The sequence below is a fragment of the Flavihumibacter sp. CACIAM 22H1 genome, assembly GCF_001601815.1.
Classification (GTDB): Bacteria; Bacteroidota; Bacteroidia; order Chitinophagales; family Chitinophagaceae; genus Flavihumibacter.
This window is the reverse complement of record NZ_LUKG01000061.1, coordinates 16390-29224: the sequence shown is the minus strand read 5'-3', so window position 1 is coordinate 29224 and position 12835 is coordinate 16390. Positions and strand designations below refer to the sequence as shown.

The window sequence follows — 12835 nt, the reverse complement described above, 5'->3', positions numbered from 1 at the left end:
GTTCTATTGCCGGGTAGCGGGTTTGTTCCCTGGTTATAGGATCAAATCCGCAACGGATCAGCATATCGTAAATAAAGGTGTCGGCGCCAACGGACATATAGGGTTTTTTCCAGATCAGGTAGGCCGTTCGCAGTGGCCGGGAAACTGGCCGAATAGTAAAAAATGCCTGCTTCAGCTGATCCACCAGTTCACGGGCCTTTTGCACCTTGCCCACCAACTCCCCAATTTTTACGATCATGTCCAGCGCCGTACCCAGGTTGGTTACATCGCTTGTCCAAACCGGAACCTTTTCCCGGATAGCTTCTACCGTTGCCTGCAGGTTTTCTTCTTTATTAGCAAGTACCAGGTCGGGGGCTAGCTCAATAAGTTTATCGAGGTGCACTGTTTTGGTGCCACCAATTCTTGCTTTGCTGCGAAACCAGGTTTCAGGATGCACACAGAATTTGGTTAAACCAACCAGTTCCCTATCCAGCCCGAGTGTATATAGTAATTCTGTCTGGGAAGGTACCAGCGATACGATCCGCGAAGGAACTGTTGGTAGTTCTACAACGGTGCCGGTCTGGTCAATGAATCTAGCCACTGGTTTTGGGCACAAAATAAGAAAGCTTTTGTTGCAGCAGTACCAATTGTCAGGTTGTTATGACAATTGAAACCAGTACAGCAAAAGCCGGGAAACGGAACTACGGTAAGGCAGGGTAAGCACAGGCCATGGACGGCACAAAAAAATGGAAGAGGTTAGGGGCTATCGACCGATAGCTTCATAAGGTGGCGGATGGTACAGTGAGGCGCTGTAAACAGCGGTCAGGGTGTATGGATGATAAAAACGGGGCAACTTAGGTGCCTGAAAGACCACTATCGGCCTCCTGCCAAACAGCTTGGACGAGCTAAAGGGCAGGAGGGTACCGGATTTCAAGATCTGATTCCAAAGAATCATAGTGGTTTTAAGGACTTGGTGTTTTCCACCCGGACATTGGACACTTGAAACCAGTACACAGAGTTTTGGACGTATGGTTACTGGACATTGGTTGGCGCTGGCTTCAAGTTGGCTTTACGCTTTTCGTAGGATTTGGTGCTGATTTCGGTTCTTGGTTTTTACGTTAGGATTTAGAAAAAATGGAAGTTGACTGATATTGGATTTCAATTAGATTTTTCAAGTCGATATTGGATATAGTTGGTTTTTCCCCGGATATTGGGTGATTGAATTATCAATCAACTTCTGGTACAAAAGTAGGGGCTCCCTAAAGAAAGGACAAGAGCGCATTTGCTTAATTTTAACAGTTCGGTTTTTACTTATAAACTAGTAACGGTCACATAAATGTGACCGTTAATGTACCTTTTTGAGTATCGTAAAAATACGAATCTCCCCGGTTTATTTCCCTAGGGCCTGTAACACATCGTATTTCGTTACAATATGATAAGCGCCCAATTCATCTTTGCTTAATACCGCCCCATTCTCTTTGTTTATCAGCGTACTAAGCTTTTCAACAGGGGTCGTAAATTCTACCACCGGAAAAGCATTTTCCATGAATTCCTCCACTTTTGCCTGGCGGATATCCGTATTGGAGAATAGTTGCTGAAACAAGCCACCTTCAGATACCGCCCCAACGGGTTTTTCCCCTTCGAATACCGGAATTTGCTCAATATCGTATTTACGCATCAGTTCCACCGCTTCCGTAACTGTATTATCGGGTGAAATGGTAATGAGTCGCTGCTTAGGGCCCCTTCCGCTTACGATATCACGAAAGGTCTTGACTTCCATAAAGCCGCGCTCCATCATCCACTGGTCATTATAGATTTTTCCTACATACCGGCTTCCGTGATCGTGAAAAATACAAACCACCAGGTCATCCGGCTTAAGGCGGGCTTTTAATTGTAGTAATCCCTGTATACAGGAACCAGCACTGTAGCCACAGAAAAGACCCTCTTCTTTGGCCAGCCGCCGGGCCATAATAGCGCCGTCCTTATCAGTAACCTGTTCAAAATGATCTATGACCGACATGTCATAATTCTGTGGAACAAAATCCTCCCCGAATCCCTCTGAAATATAAGGATGCACTTCATTCATATCTATTTCGCCGGTTCTGAAATATTTGGTCAATAATGAACCATAGACATCAATTGCCCAAACCTGTATGGCCGGGTTTTTTTCCTTCAGGTACTGTGCGGTTCCGGTAATGGTTCCGCCGGTTCCGGCCGTACATACCAGGTGGGTTACTTTTCCATCTGTCTGTTGCCAGATTTCGGGCCCGGTTGTTTCATAATGCGCCAGGCGGTTGGCCAGGTTATCGTATTGGTTAAAGTGATAGGCATTGGGAATTTCCCTTGCCAGCCTTTGTGCAACAGAATAGTAGGAGCGCGGATCATCGGGTTCTACATTGGTGGGACAAACAATTACTTCTGCACCAACAGCTTTGAGAATATCCATTTTCTCTTTACTCTGTTTATCGGTAGTCGTAAAAATGCATTTATACCCTTTTACTACGGCAGCAAGTGCTAGTCCCATTCCAGTATTACCACTGGTGCATTCGATGATGGTGCCTCCGGGCTTAAGCTTTCCTTCCTGCTCGGCAACTTCTACCATCTTAAGGGCCATCCGGTCTTTGATGGAATTACCCGGGTTGAAATAATCAACTTTGGCAAGAATGGTTCCTGGAACGCCTTTTGTAATTTTGTTCAGGCGGATCAGTGGTGTATTGCCAATTGTTTCGAGAATATTATTTTTTATATCCATAGCGTGCTGTTAGATGGCCGCTAAGGTACAATTTTAGAATGGCAGCTATGAATGTCTACTTTATACCGGGATTAGGCGCTGATAAAAGGGTGTTCCGGCATATTCAGTTACCCGATGGGTATAAGGTTCAGTACATCAACTGGCTATCTCCTGAACCAGCAGAAACCTTAACTCATTATGCGCAACGGCTGGCTGCTCAGATCCCGGAGGATGCGCCCTGGTGCCTGGTTGGTTTATCCTTTGGTGGTATGCTGGCTACGGAGATCAGTAAGTTCAGGCATCCGGAAAAAACAATTCTGATCGCCAGTATCCAATCGGCCCATGAACTGCCATTTTATTTTCGCTGGGCAGCACCGCTTCGCCTGCATAAAATAATTCCTATCGGTTTATTTAAGCAGGCTTCGTTGGCTAAACGCCTGTTTACGACCGAAACCAAAGAAGATAAAGAACTCCTCCGGAAAATTATTCAGGAATCAGATCCCGCTTTCCTGCGTTGGGCAATGGGGGCCATCCTAAACTGGAAGCCAGCTCCACCGGCCGGCAAACTCTATCATATTCATGGTACAGGCGACCGCTTATTACCCATCCGCTTTACCAACCCTACCCATTTTATAAAAGGCGCCGGGCACCTGATGGTAATGAATCGGGCAGCAGAAATCAACCAGGCACTAGCGGCCATCCTTGTGGATAAAAAATAGTAGTTGTTGGATGGCACATCCGGCTATATTTGCGGTCCGAAATAAGTGTATATGGATCCAAGATATTTGCCCGTCATTGCCCAGAAATTGTCGCTTACTGGAAAGCAGGTTAATAATGTATATGAACTACAGGCAGAGGGGGCTACCGTACCCTTTATGGCTCGCTATCGCAAAGAGGCAACCGGAAACCTGGATGAAGTAGTCATTACCTCCATTGTGGAAGAAATTGCTTATTTCACCGATCTGGCCAAAAGAAAAGAAACCGTGGTGAAAACCATCGAGGGGCTGGGTAAACTAACCCCCGAATTGGCTGCTAAAATTGAGCAGTGTATCAATGCAACCGAGTTGGAAGATATTTACCTGCCGTATAAACCCAAGCGAAAAACCAGGGCAACCCAGGCTATCGAAAAAGGATTGGAACCCCTGGCAGAGATCTTGATGCTACAGGGCGAACAACTGCCTGCGGAAGCTGCCGCCTCTTTTGTGAAAGGAGAAGTAAAAGATATAAAGGAAGCCTTACAGGGAGCCCGTGATATTATTGCGGAACGGGTTGCAGAACACCAGGAGGCACGCACAGCTATCAGGAATCAATTTGCTTCTTCAGCCGTATTGGTAGCAAGGGTATTAAGTTCCAAAAAAGATGAAGCTGATGCTCAAAAGTACCGCGACTATTTTGAGTTTTCAGAAGAGCTGGTCAACTGCCCCTCACACCGTATAATGGCTATCCGCCGGGGCGAAAAGGAAGGCTTTTTACTGATGGATATCAATATTGATAAATCGGTTGCTGTTCAAACCCTGGAAGATATTTTTATCACTAAAAAATCCGCAGCTGCGGAAGAATTAAAACTCGCTATTGCCGACAGCCTGGATCGGTTATTAAAACCATCTATTGAAAATGAATTCCGCCTCAGTTCAAAAACAGCAGCGGATGAAGAGGCTATCCAGGTATTTGCGGAAAACCTCCGGCAATTATTATTGGCATCACCCCTTGGCTCAAAACGCGTACTGGCGCTCGATCCGGGTTACCGGACGGGTTGCAAGCTTGTATGCCTCGATGCACAGGGTAACCTCCTGCACACAACAACTATCTATCCCCATCCACCACAAAACGACTGGCAAAAAAGCGTACAGGTATTGCAACAACTGGTTAAGCAATTCGATATTGAAGCCATCGGTATTGGCAATGGAACGGCTGGTCGTGAAACGGAAACACTGGCCAGGTCGGTTGATTTTAGTAAACCCGTAAGTGTGTTCCAGGTAAATGAAAGCGGCGCTTCCATTTATTCTGCGTCGGAAGTAGCAAGAGAAGAATTCCCGGATCAGGATGTTACGGTTCGGGGTGCAGTTAGTATTGGCAGAAGATTGCTGGATCCGTTAAGTGAACTGGTAAAGATCGATGCCAAGTCCATAGGAGTGGGCCAGTACCAGCATGATGTAAATCAGCCCAGATTAAAAGAAAGCCTTGATCGGGTGGTGGAAAGTTGTGTGAACCATGTAGGAGTTGATTTAAATACAGCCAGTAAACATTTGCTGATGTATGTTTCAGGACTTAGTGCCACACTGGCTAAAAATATTGTAGACTATCGGCTTAAAAACGGGGCCTTTAAATCGAGGGAAGAAGTCAAGAAAGTTAGTTTGATGGGCCCAAAAACATTTGAACAATGTGCCGGCTTTTTACGCATTCGGGATGCGGTTAATCCGCTCGATAACAGTGCCGTTCACCCGGAAGCCTACCATGTAGTGGAAGCTATGGCCAATGATCTTAATTGCACAGTGGCTGAACTCATCCGGCAGCCTGCTATCCGTAAACAGATCAACCGTAAAAAATACATTTCAGAATCTGTTGGGGAGTTCACTATTGAAGATATTATCAAGGAGCTGGAAAAACCCGGACGCGATCCTCGTGCACCCATTGAAGAATTCCGATTTGAAGATAGTATCAAAACCATGGAAGACGTAAAAGTGGGCATGGTGGTACCAGGTATTGTTACAAATATTACCAAGTTCGGCGTATTCGTGGATATTGGCGTAAAACAGGACGGACTGGTACATATTTCGCAGCTTAGTGATACCTATGTGAGTGATCCTGCTGAAGTAGTGAAATTGCAACAAAAAGTTATCGTTACTGTTACCGAAGTGGACCTGGCAAGAAAGCGAATCGGCCTTTCTATGAAAGGTGAAAAAAGAGAAAAAAAGACGGAGAAAGCAGATCGGGTGGAAAGGGGTAAGAAGGATACAGGGGGAGCAGATGATTTTCAATCTAAGCTCAATGCATTGAAGAACAGGTTTAAATAAAACTATACCCCTTTTAGGGGATGGGGAAAACACCCGCCCTAAAGGTGGTTTTTCTTTAAATTTAGTTCATATTGAATTCCTAGGTTTGCCTTTCAACCTTTTACTATGTTAGTTTATTTCTTTACTCCATTGGAACAGGCAAATCTGGAAAGAGCCCTCTACCCGGTATTGCCAGCCTGCTTGGTTTTATTGGGTTGCTTAATTCTGACAGTCGTTATCTCTGTTGGAATCAAAAATAAAATCAGGGCCCATCGCTGAATGCGTTGTAAGTTTACTGGTCAAACAGGAAACTATGTCGCAGGTACTATTCGAAGATGGACAGTTTTACCGGGAAGATAAACTGGTGGTAGGTGCCAATAACAGGAGCCTTCGGTATGGTGATGGGCTTTTCGAAACCATGAAAGTAAATAATGGGCAGATTCAACTGGCCGACTTTCACATGGAACGTCTCTTTTCTGGTATTTCCCTTCTCCAGTTCGAATGCCCTTCTTATTTTACTGCAGATTACCTGAAGAACCGGATACTGCAATTGGTTCACCGCAATGGACATGCGCAGCTGGCACGGATTCGGTTAATGGTTTTCAGGGGTAACGGCGGCTTGTACGATTCTGTCAGCCATTTTCCGCATCATATCATTCAAAGCTGGACCTTGCCTGCAGCCAATCATCTCTGGAATGAAAATGGGTTGGTGCTGGGAATACACCGTACCGCGCAAAAAACAATGGATGTATTGGCCAATACCAAAACCAATAACTACCTGCCCTATGTACTGGGCGCACTGAACGCCAAAAAAGAAAAATGGAACGATGCTGTTTTACTTAATGCTGCCGGACGTGTTGCTGACTGCACCATAGCCAACCTGTTTGCCGTTAAAGGAGAAAAATTAGTTACCCCGCCCGCTTCCGAAGGTCCGGTACTGGGAGTAATGCGCCGGTACCTGTTGGAATTTTGCAAAAGCAAGGGAGTGGATGTATACGAGCAACCGCTTACAGAACTAGATCTTTTAGAAGCAGACGAGCTATTTCTTACAAATTCGAGCTATGGAATGCGCTGGGTAGGCAGTTTAGCTACCAGTACGTATTGCAACACCTTCAGCAGCCTTTTATACAGAGATGCTATACGCCCCCTGTTTAATGCATTCAAGGGCTGAACCATGGAAGCCTTTTATTGTTATGCTGGTAAATAGTTTACCATGACCCCCTCCGGAAAAATAGTTCTATGCTGGTTTAGGCGCGATTTGAGACTCGAAGACAATGCCGCCCTGTACCATGCCCTCCGGTCGGGGTTGCCGGTACAACCTCTCTTTATTTTCGATAAAAATATTCTCGACGACCTGGAGGATAAAACCGATAAACGCGTATTGTTTATTCACCGGGCATTGGAAGAGATGCAAGGAAGGTTGACCGAACTGGGCAGCAGCCTGGAGCTACGCTATGGTACGCCTGCCACTATTTTCCAGGAGCTTGCCAAAGAATATTCCATTGAAGCTGTCTATACCAACCACGATTACGAGCCGTATGCAATTGAACGCGATGCTGCTATGGCCGAATGGCTGCAATCCAAAGGAATTCGTTTTTACAGTTTTAAAGACCAGGTCATATTTGAAAAAGAAGAAGTCGTAAAAGACGACGGGTCTCCCTACACGGTATTTACTCCTTATTCCCGGAAATGGAAGGCAAAGCTGAATGCGTTTTACCTGAAATCCTATCCTACTAAAAAATATTTTGATGCTTTCTTACAAAGAAAAGCCGAGCCCCTGATAAGCCTAAAGGAAATCGGTTTTGAAGCAAGTGATGTTGATTTTCCGGATGCGGATCCTGATAAGGAACTGATCAAAAAATATTCAGAGAACAGGGATACGCCCGCCATCAGGGGCACCTCTCGCCTGGGTATTCATCTTCGTTTTGGCACCATCAGTATAAGGAAACTAGCCACCCAGGCCAGCCGCCTGAATGAAACATTTTTGAACGAGCTGATCTGGCGCGATTTTTACCATATGATTCTCTGGCATTTTCCCCGGGTTGGAAAAGGACTGGCCTTTAAACCCGCTTATGACCAGATAAAATGGAGAAATAACGAAGAAGAGTTTGCTGCCTGGTGCGAAGGCAGGACCGGTTACCCGATCGTAGATGCCGGCATGCGCGAGCTGAATGAAACAGGTTTTATGCACAACCGGGTACGAATGATCGTGGCCTCATTTCTCACCAAACATCTCCTGATCGACTGGAGGTGGGGAGAAGCTTATTTTGCCAAAAAACTGCTCGACTTTGACCTTGCCGCTAATAATGGTGGCTGGCAATGGGCGGCGGGCAGTGGCTGCGATGCTGCCCCCTATTTCAGAATTTTCAACCCCTACCTGCAAACCAAGAAATTTGACAGCCAGGGAAAATACATTCATAAATGGGTGCCGGAATTAAATGAGTTGAATTATCCTGCACCAATTGTTGACCACGAAAAAGCCCGCAAGCGTTGCCTGGAAACCTATGCCGAAGCAATACGATGAAAAATAGTTTCCAGTTGCTGTACAGCGTTTCGGCCGGCATCACCAAGTGACAGAGAATACTCGTTTACATAAAGGCTGATATGCTGCCGCATTACTTCTTCACTCATTTCCTGTGCATGGCTGCGTACAAAATCGGATAGTTCCGGATAATTTGACCAACTGTGCCGGATACTGGTTTGAATAAGGCTGCTTATCAGGTTGTCGAGTGCTTCCGGCTGATCTTTCCGGACAACGATCCCGCCTAATGGTATCGGGCAATGCAATTGCTCTTCCCAATACCTCCCAAGGTCCAGGAGGCTGATAAGCCCTTTCTCCTGGTAGGTAAAACGGTTTTCGTGGATGATTACACCGGCATCTACCTTCCCGGATAAAACAGCATTTTCAACTTCATGGAATACGATAAACTCTTTATGAAGGGCATTGGGAAAAGCCAGGGAAAATAATAAATGAGCGGTGGTGTTTTTTCCTGGAATAGCAATTTTTAGGGTTGGTAGTTCTGTTAATTCAAGCGGCTTTCTGGCGATTAATAAGGGGCCAACTCCAAAACCAAGTGCGCCTCCTGCATCGAGCAGGCGATACCTCGTTTGCACCTGCGGCCATACGCCATAACTTATTTTTGTAAGCGGATAACGACCTTGCAAGGCCCATTCGTTCAGGGTTTGAACGTCTTCCAGTACCGGATCAAACCGGTAGGTTCCGGTATCAATTTTACGATTCACCAGGGCATCAAAAATGAAGGTGTCATTCGGGCAGGGAGAAAAAGCCAAATCAATCCTTGTCATTTGAAGGGGCGTATTTATTTTATAATATAGAGTTCCTTGCGGCAGTTGCTAAAGCCCTTCCAGCAGCCGCACTAATACCTGGTTTAAATGGCCAATAGCCAGAGGCAGATCCCACTTGTTTTTATTGCGGATGCCTACCTGGTTAGATACACTTCGCACTTGCATAAAGCTGATGTTTTCCTGCAAACACACATAGTGCAGGGCGGCGCCTTCCATTGTTTCCAGTACCGGCTGGTATTTTTCCTGATATTCCCTGATTCGTTTGGGCGAGGTACTGATTTCGTTTACTGTAACGGCGCTTACTTTTTTTAACCGGCTTCTCTTTAAAAGGGTTGTATGCGGGTTGATGAGCCATGATTTTTTAAAAGGCGCTTCATTGGCTCCAGTTAGTCCAAGCTCAGATAAATTCTTGAACCCGGTTTTTTCCTGCACGCCTAAATCGGCGAAATTGTCCTTTTGAACGGCAAAGACTGTACCCAGCGCTATGGACGCATCGAAACAACCAGCCACTCCTGCCTGTATAATTAGCTCGGGTCGTTTATGTTGCAGGTACCTGGTCAGCGCATAGGTGGCTGCAACCGACCCCACCCCGGTTATCAGGATATCTACATCAAAATCAATATGGGTTAATTTTTCGGTTTTTGCGAGATGTTCTGTGAAAGGGCTGATTTCCGCCGCAGTAGCTGCTACAAGTAAACAATGCATGCCGATTAATTTGCCGCAAATGTCGGTAATCCTGGTAAATCGGCCCGAATGACTAGATTTGTGCTGCAAACAGATAGTTTTTTTATACTAATTTGAACAAATAAGAATCTGTTCTGTTAAACTTTCCAGGCTAATTACTTAAACAGTATAATCGGCACACTTCCGATTCGCTGTTTTGGAAACTCATCCATATGACAAAAAAGGTGGCAATTTACAGGAAGGAACATTTTAATGCAGCACATCGGTTATTCCGGGCCGATTGGGACGATGCTCAGAATTTTGCCGTTTTTGGCAAGTGCAGCTACCCCCATTACCATGGCCATAATTATGAACTGGAGGTGAAAGTAGTCGGCGAGCCAGACCCGGTTACAGGGTTTGTCATGGATATGAAGCTGCTTTCCGATATCATTCATCGGGAAGTATTGCAGCCATTTGACCATCGTAACCTAAACCTCGATACGCCTTATTTCAAGGACCAGAATCCTACAGCTGAAAATATTGCAGTAGTAATTTATGAATTATTACGCCCGCACATCGATCCCAGGCACGAATTGGGAATCAGGCTGTTTGAAACCGAAAGGAATTTTGTAGAATACCCGGGGAAATAAGTGTTGAGCGCACAAAATAAAAAAAGTTGATTAATGGCATACAACAAAGTTGAACAGTACGACGAGAACATCACTTCCGGTTTAATGGAAAATTACAGGAATTCACTCACTCTTTTAGGGGAGGATCCGGATCGGGAGGGGTTGCTGAAAACCCCGGAGCGTATGGCAAAAGCCATGCAATACCTTACACAGGGCTACCAACTGGATGCAAAAGCTATCCTGGAATCGGCGAAGTTTCATGAAGATGTCAGCGAAATGATCATCGTTAAGGACATTGAATTATTCAGCATGTGTGAGCACCATATGTTGCCCTTTTTCGGGAAAGCGCATATTGCGTATATACCGAATGGTTACATTACCGGCTTAAGCAAAATTGCCCGGGTGGTAGACGTTTACAGCCGCCGCTTACAGGTGCAGGAGCGATTGACATCACAGATTCTGCACGCCATAAAAGAATCATTGAACCCAATTGGGGTAGCGGTGGTGGTAGAAGCTAAACACCTTTGTATGATGATGCGGGGCGTACAGAAGCAGAACTCTGTTACCACCACATCCGCTTTCTGGGGAGAATTTGAGAAGTCAGAAACCCGCAGCGAATTCACCAAATTGATTTCTTCCAAACTGAGCTGATCTGATTACTTTTGCGGTATAATCAGAATCGCCAATATGAAGCACGCGTATGTATTTCCCGGGCAGGGATCACAGTTTCCGGGAATGGGCAAGGAACAATATGACTCCAGTGCCTTTGCTAAAAAGTTATTTGAACAGGCCAACGAGCTACTAGGTTTTCGTATTTCAGATATTCTCTTTACCGGGTCAGAAGAAGACCTTCGGCAAACCAAGGTTACCCAGCCTGCAGTTTTCCTTCACTCTGTAATTGCCTACAAAGGTATTGAACACAGCAAGCCGGATATGGTGGCAGGTCATTCGCTTGGCGAATTCTCTGCCCTGGTGGCTAATGGCGTATTGAATTTTGAAGATGCTCTTCAACTGGTTTCCATCCGGGCCATGGCCATGCAAAAAGCCTGTGAGCTGCAGGCTTCCACTATGGCAGCGGTGCTGGGTTTGGCGGATGATGTGGTGGAAGCAGTTTGTGCCCGTGTACAGGAAGAATCGGGCGAAACAGTAGTGCCCGCCAATTATAATTGCCCCGGTCAGTTAGTTATAAGCGGTAGTGTAAAAGGAATCGAATTGGCTTGTGAACAACTAAAAGCTGCCGGTGCAAAACGGGCACTGGTATTACCTGTCGGCGGAGCTTTTCATTCTCCGCTGATGGAGCCAGCCAAACAGGAATTAAAAGAGGCGATCGAGGGCATGAAGTTCCAGTCTCCCATTTGCCCCGTGTACCAGAATGTAGTGGCAAAAGCTGTAATAGACCGCGATGAAATCAAACAGAACCTGATACAACAGTTAACCGGCGCAGTACGCTGGACGCAAAGCGTTCAGTCCATGATCGGTGATGGTGCATCCCGGTTTACTGAAGTAGGCCCGGGTAAAGTATTACAAGGGCTTATTGCAAAAATTGATAAAACCGTTACTGTAGAAGGGCATAGCTGATAGCCATGCCCTTCTTTCACCGGTTGGGCTACCCGACCGGTATAGAACAGTTGATCCATTCAGCATCAAAATCGGCCTGGTATTTTTTGTAAAAGGCAATGGCCGGTTCATTCCATTCCAATACCTGCCATACAATTCCAGTCAGTTTTTTTTCTTTTGCTTCTTCAATAAGCTGGTCAAAAAGAAGTTTACCCAAGCCTTTGCCCCGCATGGATTCTGTTACTAAAAGGTCTTCCAGGTACATACGTTGGCCTTTCCAGGTACTGTACCGGATATAATAGAGGGCAAACCCCTGTACAAGGCCATCTACCTCTGCTACAAAGGCCCACCAAACCGGTTGTTGGCCAAATCCACTTTCTATAAAATGTTCCAGTGTAACCGTAACCTGTTCCGGCGCTTTCTCAAACACCGCCAGTTCATGTATCAGTTCCAGTAATCTTGCACAATCTTCCTTACGTGCTTTCCGGATATGTATCATGTTCATTATTTAATAGTTCAAAGCTTGTTCAAGATCAGCCAGGATATCTTCAATATTTTCTATGCCCACACTCATGCGAATTAAACCGTCTGTTATTCCATAGGATTCGCGTTCTGCTTTTGGAACCCCTACATGCGACATGGAAGCGGGATGCGATACCAGCGTGTCGAGCGTACCAAGCGAAACCGCCCGCGTACAGAGCTGTAATTGGTTAATAAAACGAACACCTGCAGCAATACCTCCTTTTACCTCAAAACTCAGCATGCCGCCAAAATTTTTCATCTGTTTTTTTGCGATGGCATGATCCGGATGCGATTCCAACCCGGTATACATAACTTTTTCAACCGCCGGATGTTTTTCCAGGAATTCCGCAACGGCCATCGCATTGCTGCAATGACGGTCCATTCGTAGCTCCAGGGTTTTCATGCCCTGGATCAGTAAATAGCAATCAAATGGATTGGCATTTCCTCCCAATAAT

13 protein-coding genes are annotated in these 12835 nt (G+C 45.7%); 7 read left to right on the top strand and 6 right to left on the bottom strand.

Annotated features, from left to right (window positions below; genetic code table 11):
• Together A1D16_RS15345 and A1D16_RS15340 are read right to left on the bottom strand one after the other, a co-directional pair.
• A partial coding sequence (locus A1D16_RS15345; protein WP_290711061.1) for a helical backbone metal receptor occupies positions 1–580 on the bottom strand: 580 nt, incomplete at its 3' end.
• Positions 581–1369: 789 nt separating this feature from the next.
• Positions 1370–2731 (bottom strand): pyridoxal-phosphate dependent enzyme, encoded by a 1362-nt coding sequence (locus tag A1D16_RS15340; protein WP_290711059.1) that lies wholly within the window; start codon positions 2729–2731, stop codon positions 1370–1372.
• 47 nt (positions 2732–2778) lie between these two features.
• Between A1D16_RS15340 and A1D16_RS15335 the strand changes: the two genes are divergently transcribed.
• From A1D16_RS15335 to A1D16_RS15320, 4 genes are all read left to right on the top strand, one after another.
• Positions 2779–3429, top strand: a complete 651-nt coding sequence (locus tag A1D16_RS15335) for an alpha/beta hydrolase (protein ID WP_290711058.1) — start codon at positions 2779–2781, stop codon at positions 3427–3429.
• 51 nt (positions 3430–3480) lie between these two features.
• A complete protein-coding gene (locus A1D16_RS15330; protein WP_290711056.1) occupies positions 3481–5724 on the top strand; it encodes a Tex family protein in 2244 nt (747 codons plus the stop codon).
• A 292-nt stretch (positions 5725–6016) separates the two neighbouring features.
• A complete protein-coding gene (locus A1D16_RS15325) occupies positions 6017–6874 on the top strand; it encodes an aminotransferase class IV (RefSeq protein ID WP_290711054.1) in 858 nt (285 codons plus the stop codon).
• A gap of 42 nt (positions 6875–6916) precedes the next feature.
• On the top strand, positions 6917–8227 hold the full coding sequence (locus A1D16_RS15320; RefSeq protein WP_290711052.1) for a deoxyribodipyrimidine photo-lyase: 1311 nt from the start codon (positions 6917–6919) through the stop codon (positions 8225–8227).
• Here the strand turns inward: A1D16_RS15320 and A1D16_RS15315 are convergent.
• Both A1D16_RS15315 and mqnB read right to left on the bottom strand, forming a co-directional pair.
• Positions 8206–9009, bottom strand: coding sequence for a 1,4-dihydroxy-6-naphthoate synthase (locus A1D16_RS15315; RefSeq protein WP_290711050.1), 804 nt, complete (start codon positions 9007–9009; stop codon positions 8206–8208). The genes A1D16_RS15320 and A1D16_RS15315 overlap by 22 nt on opposite strands.
• 48 nt (positions 9010–9057) lie before the next feature.
• Positions 9058–9714 carry a futalosine hydrolase gene (gene mqnB, locus A1D16_RS15310; RefSeq protein WP_290711049.1) on the bottom strand — a complete coding sequence of 219 codons (657 nt, stop codon included), beginning with the start codon at positions 9712–9714 and terminating at the stop codon, positions 9058–9060.
• Positions 9715–9905: 191 nt separating this feature from the next.
• Between mqnB and A1D16_RS15305 the strand changes: the two genes are divergently transcribed.
• Genes A1D16_RS15305 through fabD form a run of 3 tightly spaced genes read left to right on the top strand, consistent with a single transcriptional unit; the run spans position 9906 to position 11879 of the window.
• The gene (locus A1D16_RS15305; protein WP_290711048.1) at positions 9906–10322 is read left to right on the top strand and encodes a 6-carboxytetrahydropterin synthase; all 417 of its coding nucleotides are present in this window, start codon (positions 9906–9908) and stop codon (positions 10320–10322) included.
• Positions 10323–10355: 33 nt separating this feature from the next.
• Complete coding sequence (gene folE, locus A1D16_RS15300; protein WP_290711047.1) at positions 10356–10952, top strand: GTP cyclohydrolase I FolE; 597 nt, start codon at positions 10356–10358, stop codon at positions 10950–10952.
• Positions 10953–10988: 36 nt separating this feature from the next.
• The gene (gene fabD / locus A1D16_RS15295; RefSeq protein ID WP_290711045.1) at positions 10989–11879 is read left to right on the top strand and encodes an ACP S-malonyltransferase; all 891 of its coding nucleotides are present in this window, start codon (positions 10989–10991) and stop codon (positions 11877–11879) included.
• A 28-nt stretch (positions 11880–11907) separates the two neighbouring features.
• Here the strand turns inward: fabD and A1D16_RS15290 are convergent, their stop codons facing one another.
• Together A1D16_RS15290 and A1D16_RS15285 are read right to left on the bottom strand one after the other, a co-directional pair.
• Complete coding sequence (locus A1D16_RS15290; protein WP_290711043.1) at positions 11908–12357, bottom strand: GNAT family N-acetyltransferase; 450 nt, start codon at positions 12355–12357, stop codon at positions 11908–11910.
• Positions 12358–12366: 9 nt separating this feature from the next.
• Positions 12367–12835, bottom strand: a 469-nt coding sequence (locus tag A1D16_RS15285) for a PLP-dependent transferase (RefSeq protein WP_290711041.1), incomplete at its 5' end; no start/stop codon positions are given.

Excerpts from the sequence above, each read along its gene's own strand:
- A1D16_RS15340 (WP_290711059.1), bottom strand. The coding sequence starts at position 2,731 with ATGGATATAAAAAATAATATTCTCGAAACAATTGGCAATACACCACTG.
- A1D16_RS15335 (WP_290711058.1), top strand. The coding sequence starts at position 2,779 with ATGAATGTCTACTTTATACCGGGATTAGGCGCTGATAAAAGGGTGTTC.
- A1D16_RS15330 (WP_290711056.1), top strand. The coding sequence starts at position 3,481 with ATGGATCCAAGATATTTGCCCGTCATTGCCCAGAAATTGTCGCTTACT.
- A1D16_RS15325 (WP_290711054.1), top strand. The coding sequence starts at position 6,017 with ATGTCGCAGGTACTATTCGAAGATGGACAGTTTTACCGGGAAGATAAA.
- A1D16_RS15320 (WP_290711052.1), top strand. The coding sequence starts at position 6,917 with ATGACCCCCTCCGGAAAAATAGTTCTATGCTGGTTTAGGCGCGATTTG.
- A1D16_RS15315 (WP_290711050.1), bottom strand. The coding sequence starts at position 9,009 with ATGACAAGGATTGATTTGGCTTTTTCTCCCTGCCCGAATGACACCTTC.
- mqnB (WP_290711049.1), bottom strand. The coding sequence starts at position 9,714 with ATGCATTGTTTACTTGTAGCAGCTACTGCGGCGGAAATCAGCCCTTTC.
- A1D16_RS15305 (WP_290711048.1), top strand. The coding sequence starts at position 9,906 with ATGACAAAAAAGGTGGCAATTTACAGGAAGGAACATTTTAATGCAGCA.
- folE (WP_290711047.1), top strand. The coding sequence starts at position 10,356 with ATGGCATACAACAAAGTTGAACAGTACGACGAGAACATCACTTCCGGT.
- fabD (WP_290711045.1), top strand. The coding sequence starts at position 10,989 with ATGAAGCACGCGTATGTATTTCCCGGGCAGGGATCACAGTTTCCGGGA.
- A1D16_RS15290 (WP_290711043.1), bottom strand. The coding sequence starts at position 12,357 with ATGATACATATCCGGAAAGCACGTAAGGAAGATTGTGCAAGATTACTG.